The 24,899-nt window shown below is 67.1% G+C and carries 29 protein-coding genes; 14 read left to right on the forward strand and 15 right to left on the reverse strand.

Features of this window, described 5'->3' with window-relative positions; translation table 11 throughout:
• Position 1 precedes the first annotated feature (1 nt).
• On the forward strand, positions 2-595 hold the full coding sequence (locus MicroSTF_RS05565) for a 1-acyl-sn-glycerol-3-phosphate acyltransferase (RefSeq protein WP_029260364.1): 594 nt from the start codon (positions 2-4) through the stop codon (positions 593-595).
• Positions 596-620: 25 nt separating this feature from the next.
• On the opposite strand, the gene MicroSTF_RS05570 is transcribed toward MicroSTF_RS05565, so the two are convergent.
• The gene (locus MicroSTF_RS05570) at positions 621-824 is read right to left on the reverse strand and encodes a hypothetical protein (RefSeq protein ID WP_021199574.1); all 204 of its coding nucleotides are present in this window, start codon (positions 822-824) and stop codon (positions 621-623) included.
• A gap of 69 nt (positions 825-893) precedes the next feature.
• On the opposite strand from MicroSTF_RS05570, the gene MicroSTF_RS05575 reads away from it, so the two are divergent.
• On the forward strand, positions 894-1,421 hold the full coding sequence (locus tag MicroSTF_RS05575) for a DUF6328 family protein (RefSeq protein WP_167254566.1): 528 nt from the start codon (positions 894-896) through the stop codon (positions 1,419-1,421).
• A gap of 26 nt (positions 1,422-1,447) precedes the next feature.
• On the opposite strand, the gene MicroSTF_RS05580 is transcribed toward MicroSTF_RS05575, so the two are convergent.
• Entirely contained in the window at positions 1,448-1,990 is a 543-nt protein-coding gene (locus tag MicroSTF_RS05580) for a Dps family protein (RefSeq protein ID WP_021199572.1), read from the reverse strand.
• Between the two features lie 139 nt (positions 1,991-2,129).
• Here MicroSTF_RS05580 and MicroSTF_RS05585 point away from each other — a divergent pair, with 139 nt between their 5' ends.
• The 3 genes from MicroSTF_RS05585 (at position 2,130) to MicroSTF_RS05595 (ending at position 3,480) form a co-directional block, all read left to right on the forward strand.
• Complete coding sequence (locus MicroSTF_RS05585; RefSeq protein WP_297555206.1) at positions 2,130-2,621, forward strand: GNAT family N-acetyltransferase; 492 nt, start codon at positions 2,130-2,132, stop codon at positions 2,619-2,621.
• Between the two features lie 107 nt (positions 2,622-2,728).
• Positions 2,729-3,028, forward strand: coding sequence for a hypothetical protein (locus MicroSTF_RS05590; RefSeq protein WP_017828684.1), 300 nt, complete (start codon positions 2,729-2,731; stop codon positions 3,026-3,028).
• Between the two features lie 107 nt (positions 3,029-3,135).
• Positions 3,136-3,480: a helix-turn-helix domain-containing protein gene (locus MicroSTF_RS05595; protein ID WP_021199570.1), complete on the forward strand. Its 345-nt coding sequence runs from the start codon at positions 3,136-3,138 to the stop codon at positions 3,478-3,480.
• A 39-nt stretch (positions 3,481-3,519) separates the two neighbouring features.
• Here MicroSTF_RS05595 and MicroSTF_RS05600 read toward each other — a convergent pair whose 3' ends face one another.
• From MicroSTF_RS05600 to MicroSTF_RS05625, 6 genes are all read right to left on the reverse strand, one after another.
• On the reverse strand, positions 3,520-4,095 hold the full coding sequence (locus MicroSTF_RS05600; protein ID WP_021199569.1) for an alpha/beta fold hydrolase: 576 nt from the start codon (positions 4,093-4,095) through the stop codon (positions 3,520-3,522).
• Positions 4,096-4,770: 675 nt separating this feature from the next.
• Positions 4,771-5,340 (reverse strand): hypothetical protein, encoded by a 570-nt coding sequence (locus MicroSTF_RS05605; protein WP_029260370.1) that lies wholly within the window; start codon positions 5,338-5,340, stop codon positions 4,771-4,773.
• 13 nt (positions 5,341-5,353) lie between these two features.
• Entirely contained in the window at positions 5,354-5,620 is a 267-nt protein-coding gene (locus MicroSTF_RS05610) for a DUF4190 domain-containing protein (RefSeq protein ID WP_029260371.1), read from the reverse strand.
• 137 nt (positions 5,621-5,757) lie between these two features.
• Positions 5,758-7,419 (reverse strand): ABC-F family ATP-binding cassette domain-containing protein, encoded by a 1,662-nt coding sequence (locus MicroSTF_RS05615; protein ID WP_315069339.1) that lies wholly within the window; start codon positions 7,417-7,419, stop codon positions 5,758-5,760.
• Positions 7,420-7,464: 45 nt separating this feature from the next.
• The gene (locus MicroSTF_RS05620; protein ID WP_315069342.1) at positions 7,465-7,977 is read right to left on the reverse strand and encodes a hypothetical protein; all 513 of its coding nucleotides are present in this window, start codon (positions 7,975-7,977) and stop codon (positions 7,465-7,467) included.
• Between the two features lie 72 nt (positions 7,978-8,049).
• Complete coding sequence (locus MicroSTF_RS05625; protein WP_315069345.1) at positions 8,050-9,474, reverse strand: hypothetical protein; 1,425 nt, start codon at positions 9,472-9,474, stop codon at positions 8,050-8,052.
• Positions 9,475-9,881: 407 nt separating this feature from the next.
• Between MicroSTF_RS05625 and MicroSTF_RS05630 the strand changes: the two genes are divergently transcribed.
• Entirely contained in the window at positions 9,882-11,009 is a 1,128-nt protein-coding gene (locus MicroSTF_RS05630; RefSeq protein ID WP_322954158.1) for a DUF5677 domain-containing protein, read from the forward strand.
• A gap of 34 nt (positions 11,010-11,043) precedes the next feature.
• On the opposite strand, the gene ychF is transcribed toward MicroSTF_RS05630, so the two are convergent.
• Together ychF and MicroSTF_RS05640 are read right to left on the reverse strand one after the other, a co-directional pair.
• Positions 11,044-12,117 (reverse strand): redox-regulated ATPase YchF, encoded by a 1,074-nt coding sequence (ychF, locus tag MicroSTF_RS05635; protein WP_136025120.1) that lies wholly within the window; start codon positions 12,115-12,117, stop codon positions 11,044-11,046.
• 51 nt (positions 12,118-12,168) lie between these two features.
• Entirely contained in the window at positions 12,169-12,909 is a 741-nt protein-coding gene (locus tag MicroSTF_RS05640; RefSeq protein WP_315069351.1) for a class I SAM-dependent methyltransferase, read from the reverse strand.
• 59 nt (positions 12,910-12,968) lie between these two features.
• Between MicroSTF_RS05640 and MicroSTF_RS05645 the strand changes: the two genes are divergently transcribed.
• A complete protein-coding gene (locus tag MicroSTF_RS05645) occupies positions 12,969-13,571 on the forward strand; it encodes a 3'-5' exonuclease (protein WP_029260377.1) in 603 nt (200 codons plus the stop codon).
• A gap of 119 nt (positions 13,572-13,690) precedes the next feature.
• Positions 13,691-14,980 carry a DNA recombination protein RmuC gene (locus MicroSTF_RS05650; RefSeq protein WP_029260378.1) on the forward strand — a complete coding sequence of 430 codons (1,290 nt, stop codon included), beginning with the start codon at positions 13,691-13,693 and terminating at the stop codon, positions 14,978-14,980.
• A gap of 30 nt (positions 14,981-15,010) precedes the next feature.
• Here MicroSTF_RS05650 and MicroSTF_RS05655 read toward each other — a convergent pair whose 3' ends face one another.
• Entirely contained in the window at positions 15,011-15,295 is a 285-nt protein-coding gene (locus MicroSTF_RS05655; RefSeq protein WP_029260379.1) for a hypothetical protein, read from the reverse strand.
• Positions 15,296-15,475: 180 nt separating this feature from the next.
• Complete coding sequence (gene glpX, locus MicroSTF_RS05660) at positions 15,476-16,462, reverse strand: class II fructose-bisphosphatase (RefSeq protein ID WP_017828697.1); 987 nt, start codon at positions 16,460-16,462, stop codon at positions 15,476-15,478.
• A 185-nt stretch (positions 16,463-16,647) separates the two neighbouring features.
• On the opposite strand from glpX, the gene fbaA reads away from it, so the two are divergent.
• Positions 16,648-17,676 (forward strand): class II fructose-bisphosphate aldolase, encoded by a 1,029-nt coding sequence (gene fbaA, locus MicroSTF_RS05665; protein ID WP_021199556.1) that lies wholly within the window; start codon positions 16,648-16,650, stop codon positions 17,674-17,676.
• Positions 17,677-17,769: 93 nt separating this feature from the next.
• Here fbaA and MicroSTF_RS05670 read toward each other — a convergent pair whose 3' ends face one another.
• The 3 genes from MicroSTF_RS05670 to MicroSTF_RS05680 all read right to left on the reverse strand — a co-directional run bounded on the left by MicroSTF_RS05670 (position 17,770) and on the right by MicroSTF_RS05680 (position 20,403).
• Entirely contained in the window at positions 17,770-18,309 is a 540-nt protein-coding gene (locus tag MicroSTF_RS05670; RefSeq protein WP_315069357.1) for a DUF6264 family protein, read from the reverse strand.
• Between the two features lie 247 nt (positions 18,310-18,556).
• Complete coding sequence (locus MicroSTF_RS05675; protein WP_315069359.1) at positions 18,557-19,348, reverse strand: IclR family transcriptional regulator; 792 nt, start codon at positions 19,346-19,348, stop codon at positions 18,557-18,559.
• Between the two features lie 2 nt (positions 19,349-19,350).
• The gene (locus MicroSTF_RS05680; protein ID WP_416338485.1) at positions 19,351-20,403 is read right to left on the reverse strand and encodes a 4-hydroxy-3-methylbut-2-enyl diphosphate reductase; all 1,053 of its coding nucleotides are present in this window, start codon (positions 20,401-20,403) and stop codon (positions 19,351-19,353) included.
• Positions 20,404-20,496: 93 nt separating this feature from the next.
• Here MicroSTF_RS05680 and xseA point away from each other — a divergent pair, with 93 nt between their 5' ends.
• The 5 genes from xseA to MicroSTF_RS05705 are packed head-to-tail and all read left to right on the forward strand — an operon-like array spanning position 20,497 to position 24,771.
• Positions 20,497-21,774, forward strand: coding sequence for an exodeoxyribonuclease VII large subunit (xseA, locus tag MicroSTF_RS05685; protein WP_315069362.1), 1,278 nt, complete (start codon positions 20,497-20,499; stop codon positions 21,772-21,774).
• A 36-nt stretch (positions 21,775-21,810) separates the two neighbouring features.
• A complete protein-coding gene (locus MicroSTF_RS05690; protein WP_021199551.1) occupies positions 21,811-22,053 on the forward strand; it encodes an exodeoxyribonuclease VII small subunit in 243 nt (80 codons plus the stop codon).
• Positions 22,050-22,694 carry a DUF4245 family protein gene (locus tag MicroSTF_RS05695; RefSeq protein WP_315069365.1) on the forward strand — a complete coding sequence of 215 codons (645 nt, stop codon included), beginning with the start codon at positions 22,050-22,052 and terminating at the stop codon, positions 22,692-22,694. Before MicroSTF_RS05690 ends, MicroSTF_RS05695 begins: the two co-directional genes overlap by 4 nt.
• Positions 22,691-23,380, forward strand: coding sequence for a carbonic anhydrase (locus MicroSTF_RS05700; protein ID WP_029266660.1), 690 nt, complete (start codon positions 22,691-22,693; stop codon positions 23,378-23,380). The genes MicroSTF_RS05695 and MicroSTF_RS05700 overlap by 4 nt, the downstream gene beginning before the upstream one ends.
• Positions 23,377-24,771: a class II fumarate hydratase gene (locus MicroSTF_RS05705; protein WP_315069368.1), complete on the forward strand. Its 1,395-nt coding sequence runs from the start codon at positions 23,377-23,379 to the stop codon at positions 24,769-24,771. Before MicroSTF_RS05700 ends, MicroSTF_RS05705 begins: the two co-directional genes overlap by 4 nt.
• The last annotated feature ends 128 nt before the right edge of the window (positions 24,772-24,899 follow it).

Below are 24,899 nucleotides of genomic sequence, written 5' to 3' on the forward strand. Positions count from 1 at the left end.
CATGCTCACACGACTCCTCGCCCGCATCTTCTGGGCGTTCAGCAGATGGACGCTCGTGAGCGAGGCCGCGCCGACGCGCCCGACCGTGCTCGTGGGCGCGCCCCACACGTCGAACTGGGATTTCGTCCTGATGCTCGCCATCGCCTGGAAGCTCGATATCGACGTGCACTGGCTGGGGAAGAAGAGCCTCTTCCACGGCTGGCGACGGCCGATCATGCGTCGCCTCGGCGGCATCCCCGTCGACCGCGCCGATCCGGCACGCGTGGTGAAAGACGTCGTGAGCCAGGTCCACGACGGCACGGTCTTCGGCCTGGTGGTCACCCCGGATGGCACCCGCGGCGGCAACGAGTACTGGAAATCGGGCTTCTACCGGATCGCGCGAGAGACGGGCATGCCGGTGACGCTCGGGTTCGTCGATCGGACGACCATGACCACGGGACTCGGGCCGACGATCGACCTGACCGGCGATGTCGCGTCGGACATGGACCGGATCCGCGCGTTCTACGCCGACAAGGCCGGCGTGCGCCCGGAACGACGCACCGAACCGCGGCTACGTGAAGAGGATGCGGCTACGACCGAGACCGACGACGCGTAAGCAGCCGAGCCGTGCACGCAGGAGGTCATTCCTCGTGCTCGGCGTGCGAGCGGGCGTACTCGAGGTCGTCGTCGCTCAGCGACTCCACCATCCCGACCACGGCGCCGGTGATGACGCGGATCTCCTCGCGCACCTCCTCTTCCAGGTGCGGGGTCTTGCTGTCGAGCACCGCCCGGCGCCCGTCTTCCGAGAGTTCGGACCACCAGTCGCGAATCGGCGGGAGCGTCATCGTGCCTTCTTTCGTTCTGCGGGTGCACGCGTCTGGACAGCACCGGAGTGCGGAATCCACACTGAGACCATGACATCAGAACCATCTGGTCGTGGGGACGGTCTCGACGACCGTGCCGACGGACGCGACGAGACCGCGAATGAACGCGCGGATCGCAACTGGGACGAGCTGTTGCAGGAGTTGCGCGTCATGCAGACCGGTACGCAGATCCTCACCGGATTCCTCCTCGCCGTCGCCTTCCAGCCGCGTTTCACCGACATGGACGAGCTCCAGCGAGATCTGTACGTCGTCCTCGTCGCTCTCGCTGCGGTGGCGACCATCCTCGCACTCGCGCCGGTGGGGATGCATCGTGCATTGTTCGGCCGCCGTCGCAAGCCCGACCTCGTCCGCATCGCCGCCCGGATCGTCCGTATCGACCTGGTCGTCATCGGTGCCCTGACCATCGGCGTGACGACCCTGATCGTCGATTTCACGGTGGACCGTACGGCGGGGATCATCGCTCTCGTCGCAGCGGTCGTCCTGGTGGTATCCCTGTGGGTGGCGCTGCCCCGCGTCATGCGGGGCCGTCCTCTCGTCCGCGGAGCCGCCGACGAGTGACGGCGACTCCGCGGACGCGAGAGGGCTCAGCGACCCGCCGGACTCCGGTTCTCCGCACTGACCATCCACGCGAACTGCTCGAGCCGCTCGATGATGGCGTGCAGGAGGTCGGCCGAGGTCGGGTCCTCTTCGTCGACGGCGTCGTGCACGTCGCGCACCGTTCCCACCGCGGCCTCGAGGCGCTCGGTGATCAGGTCGATGGTCTCCGTCGTCGACACCTCCCCCGCAGGGAACTCGGGAAGCGACGTCGTCTTCGCGATGGTCGCGCTGCGCCCGTCGGGCACGGCGTGCAGTGCGCGCATGCGCTCCGCGATCGTGTCGCTGAAGGCCCGTGCATCGTCGATGATCTCGTCGAGCTGACGATGCGTGTCGCGGAAGTTGCGTCCGACGACGTTCCAGTGCGCCTGCTTTCCTTGGATCGCGAGATCAAGCAGGTCGACGAGCACCGCCTGCAGGTTGTTCGCGAGCGTCGTCGAGGCGGTGAACCCCTTCTCCGCGTTCTGCTGCCTGGTCGTCTTCGCCGCGCCCTTCGTCGAGCCGCCGGTCTTCGTGGTCTTGCTTTCAGCCATGGTGTGACCTCCTACCGGTGACGCTAGCCGGGGCGGCGACGCGCGGCGAGGGGGTTGACACCGTGGGGAGGCGACCCGGAATGTGGCTCGGGTGAATGACGCAGACAACGTGAAAGCAGACTCCGTGAACGAAGACGCCGTGAACGAAGATCCGAGCAGAAACCGGCCGGAGATCGTGATCTCCCCGATCGGCGACGAGGATGCCGGCGAGGTGCTGACCGTGCAGCGCGCCGCCTTCGTCTCGGAGGCTGCGATCTACGGGAGCGTCGACATGCCGCCTCTGACGCAGACGCTCTCCGAGCTGGAGGCGGAGCTGCGGTCGGAGTCCGGGCTGACGGCGCGCATCGACGGGCGCCTCGTCGGTGCCATCCGCTACGTCGAGAAGGACGGTCTGCTCCTGATCGGCAGGATCGCGATCGCCCCCGATATGCAGGGCGAGGGAATCGGGAGGCTGCTGCTCGAGAGCGCCGAGAAGGCGTCGGGCGCAGACGTCGCCGAGCTGTTCACCGGAAGCCTGAGCGAGGCGAACATCCGCCTGTACGAGTCGTGCGGCTATGAGGAGCATGAGCGGGTGCCCGACGGCGACGGCACCGCGCAGGTGTTTCTGCGCAAGAACCTGCGAGCAGGGTAAGAGCCTCCTCCGAATCCGCGCAAGGGGGTTGAGACGATCTCCGAGGTCCGGCATCGTGGCCCGGACATGCCGCGACCGTGGCATGCCCCAACCGGAAGGAGAGTCTCGTGCTCACCCTCACCGACAACGCCTCCGCCATCGTGACGACCCTTGTCAGCCGTCAGACCGACGCACCGGATGCCGGGCTCCGCATCCACTCCACCGAGGCCCAGGGACCCGAGGGCGGTGCACGCCTCGCCGTGCTCGTCGCCGCGGACCCTGAGCCGCAGGACCAGGTGGTGGAGGTCGCCGGCACCCGGCTGTTCCTCGATGAGTCGGCGGCCGCTGCACTCGACGACAAGATCCTCGATGCCGGCGTCGACGACGAAGGCTCCGTGTCCTTCGCCGTCACCCCTCAGGTCGCCTGACCGAAGGATTCCGGATGCCGCGGCCGATCGGGTCGCGGCATCCGTCTGTCTGCACCGCGTAACCTGGAAGAAGCTCGCACACCCGTGCGAACACTGGAAAGGCCACCGTGAAGATCTCTCTGCTCCGCCGCTTCGTCGTCCTCGCGGAGGAACTGCATTTCCCGCGTGCGGCGGAGAAGCTCGGCATCCCGCTGGCTTCCCTCTACACTTCGATCGACAAGCTCGAAGCCGAGGTCGGTCATCCGATCGTCCATCGCGAAGGCCCGACCCGGCTCACCCCTGTCGGCGAACTCCTCCTCGTCGAAGCGAAGGCAGAGGTCGCCGCGGCTCCGGAGCCGGTGCGCAATGCACCCGCCCCGGCCGGAGGAAAGGCCAAAGCATCGAAGGGCAAGGGCCGCACGCCCGCCGTGAAGGGGCAGCCGAAGCCGTACAAGAAGCGTCAGGGTCGATAGCGGGTCACGTCGCTCGGCGAGGGCCTCTGGGCGAGGTGCTCAGTCCCAGTCGAGGTACTCCTCGATGACCACGGCGGTCTCGATCGGGTGCGTCATCGGGAACATGTGATCGGCCCCGTCGATGCTCTTCACGCTCGCACGCTCCGGCGCCGTCGACTGCAGCTGCTCACCGTTGGCGAACGGAGCGTCGATGTCCTTCGTGCCCTGGATGATCAGGATCGGCATCACCGGCGCGAGCGGAATGTCATTCTCTTCGACAGCAAGCAGGGCCAGGCCGTTCACGCGATCGGCGTGGGCCAGGGCGAAGGCCCGTGCGACGGTACCGCCGAAGCCATGGCCGCCGATCCACGTGTCGCCCAGACCGACGTGATCGATCACGGCGAGTACGTCTTCGACCCGATCCTCCAGCGAGACCTCTTCGTGCTTGACCTCGGCGCGATGACCGATGCGCAGCACGTGGAAGCCCGCCTCCTCGGCGAGGTAGTGCGCGACGACGCCGAGAACATCAGCAGCCAGATCGCGCTCCTGGATCAGGACGAGCTTGACGGGACCGTCGCCCTCGTCGACGAAGGGGATCGCGCGGCCGTCGGGCTCGAAGATCTGGGTGTCGGTCATCGGCGTCAATCTCCTCGTGCCGTCAGGGTCAGGAACTCCGGCGGAACGTCCACGGTGGACGCCAGCGACCGAACCGCGGCCGAAGCCGCCATGTTCCAGCGTATCCCGACCCGGCGGTCAGCAAGACGTTCCGGCAGCGGCGTCGTCGAGACGCGACTCCGAGACTTCGACTCCCGAATCTCGCGGAGAGCGGCGGCGCCCCGCGAGAAAGGCGAGTCCACCAGCTAGGAGGCACAGCCCGTTCAGCAGGCATGCGGTGATCACCAGAGGCGCCAACGTTCCCTCGTAGCGAGCCCACAGCACGAGAGGCGAGATGATCGAGACGCCGGCGAGCGCGAGCGCCGCCCGGCGAGAGAAAGGGAGGATACCGCGCTTCACGAATAGGCGGATACTGAGCACGAACATCACCAGGACGATGACTGCTGCGCACCCGATCACCGCGATGGCCGATATCTCTCGGGGAACCGGTCCGCGCTTCGCTATTCCGAAGCTCGCAATGAGCATGATGACGGAGGCGACCGGCAGAGACCACTCCGCGAACTCGATGACTGGATCGCCGCGCCGGATGGGCGGTCGGTGGATGGCCCGCCACCGTCGCCGGGACATTGCCGCTTCGACGTCTGCACCGTCTACCGAGGCCGGACGGTCCTCAGACCCGCGATGTCGTGGCATGGCTCAGCGCGAAGTCAGATGCTCGGGCCGCGGCTTCTCCCCCGCGACGACCGAGAGTGCCGAGTAGTAACGCCTGCCGACCTCCACCGCCGTGATCGCACGCAATTTGTAGCCGAGGGGTGCGGGGTGCCACGTGCCGTCGGGGCGAACCTCGTGGAGATACACGTACCGACCGGTGATCGTGTCCAGGGTCCCGATCCACGTCGCGCGACGTTCCGTCTCCTTCTGGATGCCCAGTAGATTGTCGCTGCCACCCAGTTCTCTGATCAGACCCGCTGTCGTCTCGAGGTCGACCTCAGGCGTGTACGTAGGTGGCCACTCGGGGAGCGTCTTGGCGAACGCCGCTGCCACGGACTCGTCGTCGGTGATCCGCTGCGCATCCTGCACCCGGAAGGCGATCAGGCCGTCGAAGTATCCGCCGTCGACCGTCTGCGCCATCAACGCCCACTTCGCTCCCACGCGCAGCACGAAGCCTTCGAGATGGTCGGCATACTTCGGCTTCCGCTCCACTCTCACGAGCGTCGTGGCAGTCATCGCCCGGAGCAGACGTGCCCGTGCCTTCTTGGGCTTCATGATCGGCCTCTGATCAGCGACCGATGGGCTGGCCGCTCAGAGCCGAGAAGAACAGCGTGGCCCAGAGGATGAAGAACAACACGAAGAACACGGTGCCGATCGCTCCGATCACCAGCGCCCACCGGGCGAGACCGGCTCCGGACTCGGTGTTGCCCGGGGTCCGCAGCTGCCGCAGAGCGAAAACTCCGAGGATGACGCCCGCGACAGGCATGACGAATGCGGCGATGAAGCCGATGAGCGCCAGCATGTTCGTGCGCGGCGCTGTGGTGGGCGAGGTCATGAAGGCCTTCTGATCGTAGACGTCACCCCGAGCGCTGGTGGCTCATGGCGAGGAGCTCCACGACGTCGCCGTCCGGCATCCTGAGCGATATTCTGGCGGGTTCCCACGGTCATCCGCAACATCGGGCGTCCACACCGTCATACCTCGACGACCTGCCCCGCCTCCACCCGCCACTGCCGGTCGGTCTGCACGGTCGCGAGCATCCGACGGTCGTGGGTGACCAGCAGCAGGGTGCCCTCGTAGGACTCGAGCGCCTGCTCGAGCTGCTCGATCGCGGGCAGGTCGAGGTGGTTCGTCGGCTCGTCGAGCACGAGCAGGTTGACGCCGCGCGCCTGCAGCAGGGCCAGTCCTGCGCGCGTGCGCTCCCCCGGTGACAGTTCGTCGACAGCGCGCATCACGTGATCGGCCTTGAGCCCGAACTTCGCGAGGAGGGTACGGACTTCGCCGGATGCCATCTCCGGCACGAGCTGCTCGAAGGCGACGGCGAGGGGCTGCGTGCCGACGAGCAGTGCGCGGGCCTGGTCGATCTCGCCGATCTGCACACTCGCACCGAGACTCGCCGTGCCCTCGTCCGGAAGCTGCCGCCCGAGCAGCCCGCGCAGCAGCGTCGACTTCCCCGCGCCGTTGGGGCCGGTGATGCCGATCCGCTCCCCCGCGTTCACCTGGAGCGACACGGGCCCCAGCTGGAAGCTCCCCTGCCGGAACACGGCCGAGCTCAGCGTCGACACGACCGAGCTGGAACGCGGCGCCGAGCCGATGGTGAACTCGAGCTGCCACTCCTTGCGCGGCTCTTCGACCTCTTCGAGCCGGGCGATCCTGCTCTCCATCTGACGCACCTTCTGCGCCTGCTTCTCACTCGACTCGGCCGACGCCTTGCGTTTGATCTTGTCGTTGTCCGGAGCCTTCTTCATCGCGTTGCGCACACCCTGGCTCGACCACTCGCGCTGGGTCCGGGCGCGAGCGACGAGGTCGGCCTTCTTGTCGGCGAACTCGTCGTACTTCTCGCGCTGGTGTCGACGCACCGTGGCCCGCTCCTCCAGGTACGCGTCATAACCACCGCCGAACACCCGGTTGCTGTTCTGCGCGAGATCGAGCTCCAGCACCCGGGTCACGCAGCGGGCGAGGAACTCGCGGTCGTGGCTGACCACGACGACACCGCCGCGGAGTCCGCGCACGAAGGCCTCCAGCCGCTCGATCCCGTCGAGGTCGAGGTCGTTGGTCGGTTCGTCCAGCAGGGCGATGTCGAAACGCGAGAGCAGGAGTGCGGCGAGACCGACGCGGGCGGCCTGTCCGCCGGAAAGCGACGTCATCATCGCTGAGGCCGGGTCGGCGCCGAGGTCGAGTCCGAGGTCGGCGAGCACCACCGGAAGTCGCTCGTCGAGGTCGGCGGCACCGCTCGCCAGCCAGCGGTCCAGCGCGACGGAGTAGATGTCGGCCGGGTCTGTGCCGGGAGCGGCGAGGCTGGGGTCACCGAGCGCAGCGGCGGCGGCATCCATCTCTCTGGTCGCAGCCGTGCAGCCCGTGCGACGGCCGATGTAGTCGGCGACACTCTCTCCGACGATGCGCTCGTGCTCCTGCGGCAGCCAGCCGACGAAGGCATCCGCCGGTGAGAGCCGGATCGTGCCGGCCTGGGGCTCGTCGACACCGGCCAGCAGCTTCAGGAGGGTCGACTTCCCCGCCCCGTTCGCCCCGACGAGGCCGACGACGTCACCCGCCGTGACGGTCAGGTCGAGGGAATCGAACAGGGTGCGGTGGCCGTACCCGCCGGCCAGCCCTTGGGCCACGAGTGTTGCGGTCATCCGTCAATCCTGTCACCCGTGCGGGTCGTGCGCAGACGCGGGCCGTCAGTGGGCGCCGATGCGTTGTCTCTCGAGTCGGCGTGTCAGCACGAGCGCGATGGTGAGCGGCACGGCAGCGACGACACCGAATGAGATGTCGATGAGCTGCCAGCCGAACGGAAGCCCCCTGATCGCTCCGGCGATGAGTGCCAGTGGAAGGATGCCTGCGCACATGATGAGGCCCCAGATGGTCACCCAGACGTTGCGCACCGGATCGATGAGCGGTCCGACGAAAGCGACCGCGATCGCCAGGTGGGCAAACGCCAGCCAGTCCGTGCCGTAGGCGAGGAACGGGTACTCGGTGCCGGTGACCTCGAGCCCCTCAGCGACCCGATGGACCCAGGACGCGAGGTCGGCGAAGACCGTGCTGAGTCCCGTGTTGTTCAGGATGTCGCGTCCGAGCATGAGCTCTTCGCGCAAAGGGAACGCGGTGACCCCGCTTACGACGAGCCCGACGATGACGATGATCAGGCAGATGCGGATGAGGAACATGCGTCGCACGCGAGACGGCCCAGCCACGCTTGGCGAATCCTCACCCATCCGCAGCTCCTGACATTGGACGCACTACCTGAGTGTTTTGTTTCGGCCTGATCAATGCCCATCAACCTGTTGGCGGTGATGTGCGGCTTGACCGTCAGCGACGACGACATCCCCGCGCGCGATCCGTAGATCAACGGGGCGGGCCCGATCCAGTAGCTGAAGCATCAGTTGCTCGGACGCCTCTCGGTTCAGGTTCGACGCGACCCAGATCGCCGCGTCGCCGTCCAGTGCGATCTTCTTCGCCCGGGCACCCGGCGGAAGGTTCGGCTTAGAGGCGATCAGTCCTGGCGTGAGAACTGTATCGACCCCACGCGCGTGCGCCAGTAGTCGTGCAACTTCGCGAAGCGCACCAACCGCAGTGTAGGGCCCTGCCTCAAGTTCGGTCGGGCGTGCTTCTCCGAGCAGCAAGTATGTCCTGTACCGAGTCTTTCCTCGCAATCGGTCATAGCGCCACTCAAGCTGCAGTGCTCGGTGTTTGCCGTACCCCGTGTGCTGGGTCTTGTTGATGTACTCCTGCCCGAAGTGCGCGAGAAGTTCGTCGTCCAGGCGCCGTACCCGAGTGACAGACACACCTGACTCCATTAGGGCGCGCACCTGGTCGCTATCTACATCTTCCAACGCCGCTTCCAAGGCCTCGACGGTATCTATGCCTGTTGCTCGCACTAGTTCGATTCCGAAATCAACTCCCCTATCGCTCCCGTCGGCGTCGTTCGGGAACCGCGTCTTCATGAATTGCGAGAGCGTGACCGCATCCAGGGCGGTTGATGCAACCTCCCCCGGCGCGGGGTCCGGCTCGACGCGCGTCTCGATGTGCGCGCTTTCGATATCTACGGTCGGTCGAGCAAGAATCCGATCGATTGCCACGAAGGTCTCGTCGAGCGCGCGGCGAGCGTCGGACGCCGCGCCGAACAGCTGATCTATCGTCCCCTGGTCTTGCTGGCTGATCGCGTTGTACTGAGCGCCCTTGTACCGCCTTGCGTGCTCGAATTCCGCCCATGCGTGGCCGGCCACTGTGCGGATTTGGATCTCGAGCCCTCCAAACGTCGTGAAGTACCGCTCGAGATCACCCCCGGAGACTACCCAATCAGAGTCGTAGTCGTCTGTTTCCCCCGAGACGACGATGTGCAGGCAGTCGTATCCGCGCAGGTGCGGCGGCTTTTCCTCGCCTGGGTTCCGATCCTCTCCCGGCAGGACAGCGAATCGGGAACGGATTAGTTCTCGGGCTCGATCCCGGTCGGTGTTCGAGTAGGTGATGATCCGGATCGCGACGATGTCAGTGATCTGTCCGATGGGGTCGGGGTATTGTTTCGCGACTTGTTTCCGCTGGAACGACGCGATCGACTTCGCTCGCGCGGACACGTCGTGCGGCTCGACGCCGGACTCGGCTAGCAATCGCAGAACGTAGCTCTCGACCTCATTGGCCGCCCGCGGCAGCCAATCCCAGTTCGTGTAGTCCACGTTCTCGATGCTGCTCATGTCGTCCCCCGGGGCTCCCGACGCCAGCAATCTTCTGGCGCTCTCACCGTACAGGACCCGTGTGTTCAGCCGTTACTGATGAATCGGCGGTACGCCTCGTCCGCTAAACGGCCAACGCCCGCGGGCGCCAAGTCGCTTCTCCGCAGCCTCGAAATCGATAACACCCGGGGCGACTCGATGGTCCGTGCTGACGGGACGTATGCAGCGACATTGCCGTTCAGCCCGACCTACCACGCGACGACAGCTCTCGTCGTTGAAGCGGACCTCCACCACGTTGCGTAGTCGTGAGACCCTCGGCTGCTCTGCGTTCTTTCGATACGCCGAGCACCAACTTCGAAGCTTCCGATCCGAGCGCGGGCGCTGCCGGTCGCGAACACACAGTTGCGCAAAACCGGCATACTTCAGCCATGAGGACATCTGCAGGAGACGGGCGGTCAGCCGAAGCAGATCCGGCAGTGAAGATGGCCGATCTCGAGCGAGCGCTTCTGAGAAAGCTCTCGCAGAGAATCGCGGGGAGTATCACCTCCTACAGTCGTCGAACTCCGAACGCTGACCCGCGCGAAAAGGCTCGTGACTTTCTTGAGAATCTGGACTGGCATCTTCCAGAGGACCTCGCGGAGCTTGGATCGGCGGCACGTGCGTTTCCAGAACTGGTAAGCGACTCGGTCGCTGAGCTTCTAGACGAATCATTGGACTTCGTCTCGGCCTATCTATCAATCTGCGGCCATGTACTGGCGTCCGCGGGCTCTCGCTGGCTCCAGCAGGGGCGCCCACGTCGGAAAGCAGAGGTTTTGGCAGGACTACTCCAACGGGCCATGACCGCAACCAACGAAACCTTTGCATTGCTCGAACGCGGGTTTCCGGACGGCGCTGAAGCCCGCATGCGGACCGTAGTCGAGCTCGGCGTCATTGCGACGTTCATCGAGCGGAGCAGCACCGAGATCGCAAAAAGATTCGAGGCAAGTCACCATGTGGAAATGTGGCGACGGAAAGAGGACGACCATATTCGAGGCCTCACTGCTGAGACGATCCAAATAATAGATAAGCAGTATCAGCGCGTCATACAGCGACATGGAGTCTCCATGGCCAGACCATACGGCTGGGCATCGCCGGCCTTCGACAACCGTCGGGTAACATACGCGGACATAAGCAGAGCATACGGAAATGTCGTATCAAGCTCCCGCTTTTCGAACGCCAGTCACCACGTTCACGCATCGCATAGCGGATCGATGAAGTCAGCCGCCGCGGACTCCTTGGGCGTCTTCCTCCATGGCCCACGACCTGTGGGCTTTTACATGCCAGCGTATGAATGTATGGACAGCTTGCATCAAAGCGCCACGGCCTTCTTGAGGGCCGTCAGGAGTTCGAGACGAAACGTAGAACTTGTCTACTGGACGGAGCTGCTCCATTACACAATGAAAGAAGCCCAACTTCAGATCACACACGCTCAAGCTGTGATCGACCCGGAATGGGCACGACGATCCATAGCCAACTTGCCTGAGCTGGACATAGATGGCATCTTCCTCAAGATTTGACCTCAGGCGTCTGCCTTCGATCACGCTGTCGTGCTCAGTTGTTGAAGCGGAACTCCACCACGTCGCCATCCTGCATGACGTAGTCCTTGCCCTCGAGGCGGGCCTTGCCCTTGGCGCGGGCCTCGACGACGGAACCGGTCTCGACCAGATCCTCGAACGAGACGATCTCGGCCTTGATGAAGCCCTTCTCGAAGTCGGTGTGGATCACACCGGCTGCCTGAGGGGCCTTCGAGCCCTTGGGGATCGTCCAGGCGCGGGCTTCCTTCGGACCAGCGGTCAGATACGTCTGCAGGCCGAGGGTGTCGAAGCCGATACGGGCGAGCTGGTCGAGGCCCGACTCGTCCTGGCCGGTCGAAGCCAGCAGCTCCGCCGCATCCTCCGGGTCGAGGTCGATCAGTTCCGATTCGATCTTCGCGTCGAGGAAGATGGCCTTCGCCGGGGCGACGAGGGCGGCGAGCTCCGCCTTGCGCGCGTCGTCGGTCAGCACGGCCTCGTCGACGTTGAAGACGAAGATGACGGGCTTCGCGGTGAGCAGACCCAGCTCGCGGATGGGCGTCAGGTCGATGCCGGCGACCGAGAGCAGCACGCCGCGCTCCAGCGCATCCTTCGCCGCATTCGCGGTCTCGAGCACGACGGGCTCGATCTTCTTGCCGCGAACTTCCTTCTCGTACCGGGCGATCGCCTTGTCGACGGTCTCCAGGTCGGCGAGCATGAGCTCGGCGTTGATCGTCTCCATGTCGGATGCCGGGTTGACCGTGCCGTCGACGTGCACGACGTCGTCGTCAGCGAAGCCGCGAACGACCTGCGCGATGGCATCGGCCTCACGGATGTTGGCCAGGAACTTGTTGCCCAGGCCCTCCCCCTCGCTCGCACCGCGCACGATGCCGGCGATGTCGACGAACGACACGGCGGCGGGGAGGATCCGCTCGCTGCCGAAGATCTCCGCGAGCTTCTCCAGACGCGGATCGGGCAGGTTCACCACACCGACGTTGGGCTCGATCGTCGCGAACGGATAGTTCGCCGCGAGCACGTCGTTCTTGGTGAGTGCGTTGAAGAGGGTGGACTTGCCGACGTTGGGCAGGCCGACGATGCCGATAGTGAGAGCCACGGGGCACGAGTCTACCTGGCCGGTGCCCGGCGATCCTGCGGGAGCTGTGCGTCAGTCGCGGACGGCGCGGTACGCGCGGGTCACGTACGGAAGGTCGATGGTCGCATCGCCATGCAGGTCGAGCTCATCGAAGAGGGCGTCGAGCTCCCGGCGGATGTGTTCCTTCTCCTCGTCAGGGGCGGTGATGATGTAGCTGCGCGACGCCGCCATCCGGTGCAGCACTTCACGGGTGACGGGGCGGACCCATTCCCACCGCTCCTGCTCGATCGGGCCGAAAGGTGCGGCGACGACAGGATCGCCCTCGGCGAGCATGATCTCGGCGTGACTGCCGTGCATGATCTCGGTGAGCCTGCGGACCCACTCGACACGATCGTCGCGGATGTTCCAGATGAGGCCGAGCACTCCCCCGCTGCGTACGGTGCGCCCGATCTCCGCGGAGCCGGCGACCGGATCCACCCAGTGCCAGGCTTGCCCCAGCACGACGGCGTCGACGCTCGCGTCCGGAAGCGGCAGCTGCTCCGCGGACCCGACGAAGGTGGGCACCCCCGGAACCGCAGCGCGGAGCGTCGCAAGCATCTCCGGGTCGGGGTCGACCGCGACGACCTCGGCGTCGGGAGCCTGCGAGAGGACGCGCGTGAGCTTGCCCGTTCCCGCGCCGACATCGGCGACGCGACGGGAATCCGCGGGCATCCGCTCGAGCATCCACGCCACCGCCTCGAACGGATAGTCGGGCCGTCCGGCCTCGTAATCCCCGGCCTGCGCTCCGAACGACGTCGCCATGTCCTCAGCCATGTCGCCAGCATACGGCGAGTCTCCGACCCCTCTGCGAGCCGCCGGGGGAAAGTGGGGATGTGCCACTGGATTTCACTGCGATCGACTTCGAAACCGCGAACTCCAGTCCGGCCTCTGCCTGCTCCGTCGGTCTCGTCCGCGTGCGCGGCGGTGAAGTCGTCGCGACCACGGGATGGCTGATCCAGCCACCGCCAGGGCACGACGAGTTCCAGGAGTGGAACGTCCGCATCCACGGCATCCAGCCCGAGGACGTGCTGTCGGCCGCCACGTGGGTCGATCAATTCGATCGCCTGTGCGCGTTCGCCGGGGCCGACGTGCTCGTGGCGCACAATGCGGGCTTCGACCTCAACGTCCTGCGTCGCGCCTCCGAGGCGACCGGGCAGCTCTGCCCGCCCTACCGCTCGCTGTGCAGCCTGCAGGTCGCCCGCAAGACGTACACACTCGATTCGTATCGCCTGCCGATCGCCGCCGCCGCTGCCGGATTCGAGGAGTTCGCGCACCACGACGCCCTCGCCGATGCCCGCGCCTGCGCGCAGATCGTCATCGATGCGGCCGCGAGGGCCGGCGCGGCCGACGTGTACGCACTCGCCGATGCCCTGAGCCTGCGCGTGACCGCCCCCGTCGCACCTGTCGCGCCCGTTCTGGAGCGCGCCGTCGCCTAAACCGCCGGGCCTGAACCGCAGAGCCTGAACCGCCGCACCGCCGCACCGCGGCCGGCGCGTCACACGGCATCCGTGCGCGGCGACCCGGGAATGTCGGATGCCGGCCGCATCATGAACACATGGATGCTCTGGCTGTCGTTCTCCTCCTCGTCGCCCTCGCGGCGGGTGTCGCCGTGGGCTGGTTCCTCCGTGCCGGTCGCGGGGCAGCCGACCTCGCGCGTGCCCAGGCCGAGCTGGCGGCCGCGCGTGACGATCGCGACCGGCAGTACGACCTGTACCGCGACGCCGTCGAGCATGCGCGGAACGAGCAGCGTGCGGAAGCGCAGCGGGTGCAGCAGCAGAACGCCGTGCTGACGGCCCTGGCTCCGGTCCGCGAGAGTCTGCAGCAGATGCAGACCAAGGTCACGGCCATCGAGCGGGAGAGGCACGCCCAGTTCGGCACTCTCGAAGAGCAGCTGCGTCGTGCCCAGGAGTCCGACGAGGCGCTGCGGGCGACGACGGAATCGCTGGCCGGCGCTCTGCGTTCCACCGCCACGCGCGGTGTCTGGGGAGAGACCCAGCTGCGCCGCGTGGTGGAGGCTGCCGGGCTCACCCGTCACATCGACTTCGACCTGCAGGCGACGATCTCCTCCGACCGCGGTCAGGGGCGACCCGACATGGTCATCCGCCTCGCCGGCGGCAGCTCGATCGCGGTCGACGCCAAGGTCCCTCTCGACGCCTACCTCGAGGCCTCCGCTCTCCCCGGGGGCGACGCGCGAGAGCCGCAACGCCGCACGCTGATGCAGAAGCACGTCAAGGCGGTCCGTGCGCACATCGACGCCCTGGCGAAGAAGGCCTACTGGGCGGGACTCGATGCCAGTCCCGAGTTCGTGATCTGCTTCCTGCCGAGCGAGTCCCTGCTGGCCGCCGCCATCGATGAGGACCCGACCCTGCTCGACTATGCGTTCAGCCGCCGGGTGGCGCTCGCCTCCCCCGTCAACCTCTGGGCGGTGCTGAAGACCGTCGCCTTCACCTGGACGCAGCAGGAGGTGTCGACCGAGGCGCGCACGCTGCTCGCCCTCGGCACACAGCTGTACGACCGGCTGGGTACGCTCGCCGGGCATGCCGACGACCTGCGTCGGGCGCTGGAGCGCACCGTCGACAGCTACAACCGATTCGCCGGCTCACTCGAGACGCGCGTGCTCGTCACCGCCCGCCAGTTCCCAGGCGTCGATGCCTCTGCGCTCGCGACCGCATCTGCCACCACGGTGGGCGCAGCGAGAAGATTCACAGCCCCTGAGCTCATCACGACGGATGACACCGCCTCAGGTGCGTCGCAGACCGGCGGGATCGATGCTCTCGAGGCCACGCGTGGCGAGACGGTCCGTGCGGACGTCGGCGACGTGCGGCATCGACTCGACGAGGGATGACGCGGGCGGATCAGCGACCGGGGACGGCCCTCAGGCGATGCCGGGAACGCCGCTGAGCAGCAGGATGACGAGACCGCTGGTCGCGAGGAACGCGCCGATCATCCACCAGGCGCTGATCTCGTGTCCCTCGTCTCGACGCACACGGAAGAGCACGTCGGCCCGGCGAGCCGGATCGACCACCGAAGCGGCCGGTGTGGCGACGGGCGGTGCCGGAACGGATTCCGCATCGGCGCTCACCCGCAGGATGCGACCCGTGTTGGTCGTGATGATCTTCGTCGGGGCGGCCTTCGAGCCGCTCGTGTGCTGCGTTGTCATCTGTTCGCCCTCCTGTGCCTGCGGTGCCTGGCGGCTCCGTCGACGGCGACAAACCCAGTGACAATTGTGACACGGCGCCCCGGAGAACCGTGGATCGCGCCCCTGCCGGGCGATACCGGCTCGATAACGATGCCGCCGGCTCCCCGGCCGACGATCACGGGACGGTAGGCTCCCGAACGATCAGAGCCACTTCGAGACGAGGTGCTCCGATGCGATGCGCCGAAGGGTTCCGGATGCCCCGCGGAGCACGACGCTCTCGGTGTAGACGTAGCCGCGCTCGCGACGGACGCCGGCGACGAGCTGCCCGTCGGTGACACCGGTCGCGACGAAGATCGTGTTGTTCCCCTGCACCAGGTCGTCCGCCTCGTAGACCTTGTCCATGTCGAGTCCGGCGTCGATGCCGCGCTGACGCTCGTCATCGTCGCGGGGCCAGAGGCGACCCTGGATGTGCCCGCCGAGAGCCTTGATCGCACACGCCGTGACGATGCCCTCCGGACTGCCGCCGACCCCGACGCACATGTCGGTGCGCGCATCGTGACGGGCGGCGTTGATGCCACCGGCGACATCACCGTCGCTCATCAGACGGGTGCCGGCGCCGGCGTCGCGGATCTCCTGGATCAGCTGCTCGTGACGCGGGCGGTTCAGCACCGAGACGACGATCTCGTCGACCGGCTTGTCGAGCGCACCCGCGAGCTTGCGGATGTTCTCACCGATCGGCAGACGGATATCGACGACCCCGACACCTGCCGGGCCCGTGACGAGCTTGTCCATGTAGAAGACGGTCGAGGCGTCGAGCATCGTGCCACGATCCGAGACGGCGATCACGGAGAGGGCGTTCTGCCGACCAGCGGCCGTGAGAGAGGTTCCGTCGATGGGGTCGACCGCGATGTCGCACAGAGGTCCGCGGCCCGTGCCCACCACCTCGCCGTTGAAGAGCATCGGGGCGTTGTCCTTCTCCCCCTCGCCGATGACGACGCGGCCCTGGAAGTCGACCGTGCCGAGGAAGGCGCGCATGGCATCGACAGCCGCACCGTCCGCCGCCTCCTTGGCACCGCGGCCGATGAACGGCACCGCGCGGATCGCCGCGGCCTCCGTCGCACGCACCAGCTCCATCGCGAGGTTACGGTCGGGACGAAGAGGGCTCAGATCCGCTGTCAGACTCACCATGCGGTCAGCCTAGCCACCGACGGGTCCGAATCCGGCCCCTTTCGGCCCGTATCCCGCGAAGGATTCGCGATTCTTAACAAGGAAGCAGAAGCGGTCTCGCGCACTGGAGGTCATGACTGCGGTAGAGGCCCACACGCCCCGATAGAGTGGCAGCTGTCCCGGCTTCCCCTATCGCAGGAGTTCTCATGCCCGTCGCCACCCCGGATCAGTACGCCGAAATGCTCGACCGCGCGAAGGCCGGCGGCTTCGCGTACCCCGCATTCAACGTCTCCAGCTCGCAGACGATCAACTCCGTCCTCCAGGGGCTGACCGAAGCCGGCTCCGACGGCATCATCCAGGTCACCACGGGTGGAGCCGACTACTTCGCCGGCCACACGGTGAAGGCCCGCGCCACGGGCGCCCTCGCGTTCGCCCGCTTCGCCACCGAGGTCGCGAAGAACTACCCGATCACCGTCGCACTGCACACGGATCACTGCCCGAAGGATGCGCTCGCGGGCTTCGTCGAGCCGCTCATCGCCGCGTCCGAAGAAGAGGTCAAGGCCGGTCGCAACCCGATCTTCCAGTCCCACATGTGGGACGGCTCGGCAGTTCCCCTCGCGGAGAACATCGAGATCGCGAAGGACCTGCTCCCCCGCATGAAGAACATCAACGCCATCCTCGAGGTCGAGATCGGCGTCGTCGGCGGCGAAGAGGACGGCGTGCAGCACGAAGGCTCGAACGAAGCCCTCTACACGACCTTCGCCGATGTCGACCAGGCCGTCCAGGCACTGGGCCTCGGCGAGCAGGGCCGCTACATCGCCGCCCTCACCTTCGGCAACGTGCACGGCGTGTACAAGCCCGGTGGAGTGAAGCTGCGCCCGGAGCTCCTCGGTGAGATCCAGGCCGAGGTCGCCGCCAAGTACAACACCGGCGCCAAGCCGCTCGACCTGGTGTTCCACGGCGGATCGGGTTCCACCGATGAGGAGATCGCCCTCGCGGTCGCCAACGGCGTGATCAAGATGAACATCGACACCGACACGCAGTACGCCTACACGCGTGCGATCGCCGACTACATGTTCAAGAACTACGACGGCGTCCTCAAGGTCGACGGCGAGGTCGGGAACAAGAAGCAGTACGACCCGCGCGCCTGGGGAAAGATCGCCGAATCGGCGATGGCTGCCCGCGTGGTCGAGTCGACCCGTCAGCTCGGCTCGTACGGCCAGTCCCAGAGCTGATCGGTCGCGAGACGACAGAAGGGGCCCGGCATTCCTGCCGGGCCCCTTCTTCGTAGCCGAAGGGCGTCGTGCGTCGACGCCGACGGGATGAGGTCAGGGAGCCGTCATCTGCTCGAGGTGGGCGACGAACGCCGGATCGCTCATCATCGGCACCGCGATGCAGATCGACACCACGCCCGTCGTGATGATCGCGCCGATGATCGGGAGCCACCAGGTGATCCGTCCTCGACGCAGGCGACGGATCGAGAGCGCGGCGGTGACAGACCATCCGACCGCGAGCACGATCGCGGCGATCGTCCCCCAGGTCTTCCCCTGCGCGAAGTTCGTGAACTCCCCTTCGATGCCGAGGACCTTCATCGTCTGGTTCATGACCGTGGGCAGGTCGAGGTAGGACAGACCGGTGACGACGATGTTGATCAGCCCGTAGGCGAGCATCGCGATCGTCGCGAAACGATCGAGAGGGTGCGATCGCTTCGTCGCGGGATCACTCGTCGAAGGACCTGCCTGTGGAGCAGGCGGCAGGGGCGTCGTGGGCGGTGCGATCACCACGTCTTCGAGCGGCGGCAGACCCGCCGCTCGTCGCTGCTCCTCGGGAGTCGCGATTTCGCCGTACCGGGGCCGTTGTTCACTCATCTCGCCATGCTAACGGCCCCACCTCTGGCCGGTTCACAGCCGATCGCCGCGGGACCGCGCGCCCGAAACGATAGCGGCCCCGGAGAAGTGGGGACTTCTCGGGGCCGCGGACGTGGAGCACTGGGGACGCTCCTCATCCAGATTGATCGCCAGCGCTGGGGACGCTGAAGGCGATCAGTAGCGTTCATGTATGCCGCTACTCTACCCATAGTAGGAAAACGCATGCCGCAATACCAGGGGTCGTACTTCAGATAGTGAACTCGGCTCCGGAGATCCCCTCATCCAGCGCATCCGCCCCCAACTGCAGCGAGAGCTTCCGCGCGGTCTGCTGCAGCGCCGAGACGAGCGCGCGATCCACGACGGCCCGATCCGCCGGCAGTGATATCGCCAGGGACGCGGTGATCCCCGGCGCGATGACCGGCACGGCGACGCAGGTGGCGCCGATGGCGTATTCCTCCCGATCGATCGCCCAGCCCGGCGATCGGTCCAGCTGTGTGAGCAGCGCCCTGCGGTCGGTGATCGTCCGCGGGGTGAGCTCCGGCAGCCGGTGCCTCGAGAGGTAGTCCAGGCGATCGGCTTCCGGCAGGGCTGCGAGGATCTGCTTCCCCAACGCCGTCGCGTGGGCGCTCGACTGCAGCCCCACCCATAGTTCGATGCGGGGGTTGCGGACCGCGTCGACGATATCGACCAGGTGCATCTCCCCGTCGTCGAAGCGTGAGAGATAGGCCGTGGCACCCACGTCTTCCGTCACCTCGCGGAGCGCAGCGCGCACGCGGGCGAGGAACACGCCCCGCGAGCTGATCTGCTCCTGGAAGGACGGAAACCGGGCGCCGAGCACGACCCCGTCGGGTTCCGACGCGAGATACCCCTCGTGCACGAGCGTGCGCACCAGGTTGTAGGTGGTGCCCGGGGTCAGACCGGTGATCGCCGCGAGCATCTTGGGCGGAAGAGGACGAGGAGAGTTGGCGACGATGTCGACCAGCCGCAGAGCGCGTTGCACCGACCCGATGAGGGTGGGCTCCGCCTCCGCGGCGTTCACCGCTACGCGCCTCCTCCTGATGCACGACCGCCGAGTGCCCGCGCGTCGCGCTGTCCCGCAGCGTCCTGACGCAGTTCCTTGGGCAAGGAGAACATGAGGTCCTCCTCTGCCGTCTTCACCTCGTCGACGTCGCGGTAACCGGCGTCGCCGATCGCGTCGAGCACCTCGCGCACCAGGACCTCGGGCACCGAGGCGCCGCTGGTCACGCCGACGGTCTCGACGCCGTCGAGCCACTCCTGCTGGATCTCCTCGGCGTAGTCGACGCGATAAGCGGCCTTCGCCCCGTACTCGAGCGCGACCTCGACGAGGCGCACACTGTTGGACGAGTTCGACGAGCCCACGACGATCACGAGATCCGCACCGGCGGCGACCTTCTTGATCGCCACCTGGCGGTTCTGCGTGGCGTAGCAGATGTCGTCGGACGGCGGGTTCTGCAACTCGGGGAAACGAGTGCGCAGGCGGTTGACGGTCTCCATCGTCTCGTCGACCGAGAGCGTGGTCTGCGAGAGCCAGACGACCTTGTTCGGATCCTTCACGACGACCGTGTCGGCCTCTTCCGGAGAGTTCACGACCGTCACATGCTCGGGAGCCTCACCGGCCGTTCCCTCGACCTCTTCGTGGCCGTCGTGGCCGATGAGCAGGATCTCGAAGTCGTCCCGGGCGAAACGCACGGCCTCGCGATGCACCTTCGTGACAAGCGGGCACGTCGCGTCGATCGCGTGGAGTCCGCGATCGGCGGCTGCGTTCACGACCGCCGGCGAGACGCCGTGAGCGCTGAAGACCACGTGAGCGCCCTCGGGGACCTCGTCGACCTCTTCGACGAAGATCGCGCCCTTCTCCTCGAGCTCCGTCACGACATGGATGTTGTGCACGATCTGCTTGCGCACGTAGACCGGAGCGCCATAGCGCTCGAGGGCCTTCTCGACGGCGACCACGGCACGGTCGACGCCGGCGCAATAGCCGCGCGGTGCGGCGAGCAGAACGCGCTTGTGTCCGGCCACCGGGTTATCCTGAAGCCGCCCGGCCGCCGCACGCACTCGTGGAAGGCGGGGCACGGGGAGATGAACGGCAGTCGAAGTCACCCTTGAATTCTACCGTCGCACAGCTGTGCGCGGCCGGGGAGGTTCAGGGGCACGGAACGGGAGCGGATGACAGTCTTCGAAGCGACGACGGGCCAGGGCGAGACCCCTCCGGCCGATTCCGTCGCACCCCGCGACTCGACCGCTGACGCCCCCACCTCGGTCACGCGTCTGAATGCGACTATCCGCGACTTCATCGCCCGGTGGAACACCGTCTGGGTCGAGGGCGAGATCACCTCCTGGAACGTCCGCGCCGGCAACGTGTTCGCGCGATTGAAGGACACCCGCTCCGATGCGCAGATCTCCATCCGGGTGTGGTCGAGCGTGCGCGGACGCATCCCGTCCGACATCGGCGTCGGTGATCACGTCGTCGCCGCAGTGAAGGCCGACTACTTCGTCAAGGCCGGCGACTTCAGCTTCGCGGTCTCCGCGATGAAGCACGTCGGGCTCGGCGACCAGCTCGAGCGGCTCGAGAAGCTCCGCGTGAAGCTGCGGCAGGAGGGGCTGTTCGACCCGGCCAGGAAGAGGCGCCTGCCCTTCCTCCCGCACGTGATCGGTCTGATCACCGGTGAGCGGTCCGACGCCGAGAAGGATGTCCATCGCAATGCCGAGCTGCGCTGGCCGCAGGTGCGCTTCCGCACCGAGTACGCCGCTGTGCAGGGCGACCGCTGCGTTCCCGACACGCTCGCGGCCCTCGCTCGACTCGACGCCGACCCCGAGGTCGACGTGATCATCATCGCCCGCGGCGGCGGCGACCCGCAGACGCTGCTCGGCTTCAGCGACGAGAAGCTGGTGCGAGCGGTCGCCGCGGTCTCCACCCCGGTGGTGAGTGCGATCGGGCACGAGAACGACCACCCGCTGCTCGACGACGTGGCCGATCTGCGCGCCTCGACCCCGACCGACGCCGCGAAACGCGTCGTGCCCGACGTCGGCGAACAGCGTGCGCTCATCGCCCAGCTGCGTTCCCGCGCCACCACGCGGCTGACGCAGCGACTCACCCACGACATCTCGCAGCTGGAGCAATTGCGCTCGCGCCCCGTGCTGCGCTCGCCCGCGCCGATCATCGACGCCCGCGCCCAGGAGATCTGGCTGCTGCTCGGACGTGGACGAGACGCCGTGAACCGACAGCTCGACGACGCCGGCCGCCGCACCGGCGAGCTCCGCGCGTCGCTGCGCGCGCTCTCCCCCGCGGCGACGCTGGCCCGGGGCTATGCCATCGCCCATCTCGACGGCGGCGTGATCCTGCGTGACGCCGCCGACGCGCCGGCCGGGAGCGCGCTCACGATCACCCTCGATCGGGGCTCGTTGAGCGCCCGCTCGGAGGGTGAGATCGCGGAAGACGCCTGAGCCGAGCACCCGCGGCGCACGACGTAAGATGGAGGAGTGAGCGCCCTGAACGACACCCCTGTGGACACGCTGTCGTTCGAGGCGGCCCGTGACGAGCTGGTCAAGGTCGTGGCCGAACTCGAGCAGGGTTCCCCGACGCTCGAGCACTCCCTCGCCCTCTGGGAACGCGGTGAGGCTCTCGCCGCCCGCTGCGAGGAGTGGCTGCTGGGGGCCAAGCGCCGCCTGGATGCCGCCCGCGCCGCGGCTTCGGACGCCGAGACCCCGGCGGGAGATTCATGAGCAAGCAGCCCCCGATCATCGCCGAACTCGGCCGCCCCGAGACTCCGGACGAGACCGCCGCACGCAAGGCCGCATCCAGCAAGGCCTACCGATCGAGCCAGACGGTGCGCAACCTCGTCGCCGCGCTGCTGGTCACTCTCGCCGTGGTCGCCGTCATCATCTTCGCCGTGCCTCGCGGCGCCCCCGTCGAGCAGAAGCCCCTCGACGTCGCCGCGGTCGCCGAAGGTGTGGAGTCCTCGATGGACCGCCCTGTCCTCATCCCCGAGCTCGGCGACTTCTGGCGTGCGAACGGTGCAGAGATGCAGGGTGGAGCCACCGTGGTGTGGGAGGTCACCCTCGCTCCCAAGTCCGACAAGGAACGTGGTTTCATCAAGGTCGCGCAGGCGTTCGACGCCGATTCCGCCTGGGCACCGCAGCGCCTGAACGGCATCGCCCCCACCGACACGGTGCGCATCGGCGGACTCGACTGGGACGTCTACAAGCCGGGCAGCGCCGAATCCAACGCGAACGTCACCTACGCCATCGGCACCCAGGCCGGCGACGACTACATCCTGTTCTACGGATCGCGGTCGGCGGATTCGACCGCTGAGCTCGCCGAGTCGCTCATTCCGCAGATCCGCACCATCTCGGAGGCTTCATGACGCACCCGCTGACCCCCACCGCCGCCTGGAAGCAGATGCAGGACGGCAACCGCCGTTTCGTGCAGGACGAGCCTCGGCACCCGAACCAGGACGTCGCCCGCCGCAAGGATCTGACAGCGGCCCAGCACCCGGTCGCGACGCTCTTCGGCTGCTCGGACTCGCGTCTCGCCGCCGAGATCATCTTCGACCTCGGCCTCGGCGACCTGTTCGTGGTGCGCAACGCCGGACAGGTGATCGGCGAGTCGATCGTCGCGAGCCTCGAATACGCCGTCGCGGTGCTCGAAGTGCCCCTGATCGTCGTTCTCGCCCACGACTCCTGCGGCGCCGTGCGCGCAGCGATCGACGGCACCGCGATCGACGCCGCTCCCCTGCCGCCGCACATCTGGAAGCTGATCGCCCCGATCGTCCCCGCGGCGCGGAAGGTGCTGGCCGAGAACGGCGGAACCACCGTCGCCGAGATCGACTCGGAGCTCGTCGGCATCGAACACCTGCGCAACACGGTGAGCGACCTGCTGCAGTCGTCCGAGATCATCAGCGACGCCGTCTCCGCGGGCCGCCTGGGCATCGTCGGCGCCAACTACCGTCTGGCCGAGGGCACCGCGGTGCCCGTGATCACGGTCGGAATCGACGCCGACGGCGTCACCACCGAGGGAACTGACCCCGCAACCGAGGAGGGTTCGGAATGACCGAGCAGGACTACCGCATCGAGCACGACACCATGGGTGAGGTGCGGGTGCCCATGAACGCGCTGTACGGAGCGCAGACCCAGCGCGCCGTGGAGAACTTCCCGATCTCGGGCAAGGGTCTGGAGTCGACGCAGATCGCCGCCCTGGCCCGCATCAAGAAGGCCGCGGCGCTCGCCAACAAGGAGCTCGGCACCCTCGACGGCGCCATCGCCGACGCCATCGCCCAGGCCGCCGATCAGGTGGCGTCCGGCGCCCATGACGGAGAGTTCCCGGTCGACACGTACCAGACCGGATCCGGCACCTCGTCGAACATGAACATGAACGAGGTGCTGGCCACGCTCGCGACGCGCATCCTCGGCGCGACGGTGCACCCCAACGACCACGTGAACGCCTCGCAGTCGTCCAACGACGTGTTCCCGACCTCGGTGCACATCGCGGTCACCCAGGCTCTCATCGATACTCTCATCCCCGCGCTCGACCACCTTGCCGTCGCCCTCGAGGCAAAGGCAGAGCTGTGGAAGGACGCGGTCAAGTCCGGTCGCACGCACCTCATGGACGCGACGCCCGTCACGCTCGGCCAGGAGTTCGGCGGTTACGCCCGCCAGATCCGCCTCGGCATCGAGCGCGTGCAGTCGGCCCTCCCCCGCGTCGCCGAGGTCCCGCTCGGCGGCACCGCAGTCGGCACCGGCATCAACACCCCGCTCGGCTTCCCGCAGAAGGTCATCGCGCTGCTGGCAGCCGAGACCGAGCTGCCGATCACCGAGGCCAAGGACCACTTCGAGGCGCAGGCCAACCGCGACGGTCTCGTCGAGGCCTCCGGCGCCCTGCGCACGATCGCAGTCTCGCTGACCAAGATCAACAACGACCTGCGCTGGATGGGCTCCGGCCCCAACACGGGTCTCGGAGAGCTGCACATCCCCGACCTGCAGCCCGGATCCTCGATCATGCCCGGCAAGGTCAACCCGGTCGTGCCCGAAGCCGTGCTGATGGTGTGCGCGCGTGTGATCGGCAACGACGCGACCGTCGCCTGGGCCGGCGCATCCGGATCCTTCGAGCTCAACGTCGCCATCCCCGTCATGGGCACGGCCGTGCTCGAGTCGATCCGTCTGCTGTCGAACGCCTCGCGCGTTCTCGCGGACAAGACGATCGACGGCCTGCAGGCCAACGTCGAGCGTGCCGCTGCCTTCGCGGGCATGAGCCCGTCGATCGTGACCCCGCTGAACAAGCTCATCGGCTACGAAGCTGCAGCGAAGATCGCCAAGCACTCGGTCGCCAAGGGCATCACGGTGCGCGATGCCGTGATCGACCTCGGCTACGTGGAGCGCGGCGACCTCACCCTGGAGCAGCTCGACGAGAAACTCGACCTGCTGTCGATGACGCACCCGGGCTGACCCAAAGCGCGAGACAGCGGATGCCGCGAGGGCTCTTCCTCGCGGCATCCGCTGTTTCCAGGCCCGGCGTCCCCGCTCTCGGTGCACACGCATGACCAATCGACGATTGCATGACCATTCGGCGGGAC

This window comes from Microbacterium sp. STF-2, from assembly GCF_034650155.1.
Taxonomy (GTDB): domain Bacteria; phylum Actinomycetota; class Actinomycetes; order Actinomycetales; family Microbacteriaceae; genus Microbacterium; species Microbacterium maritypicum_A.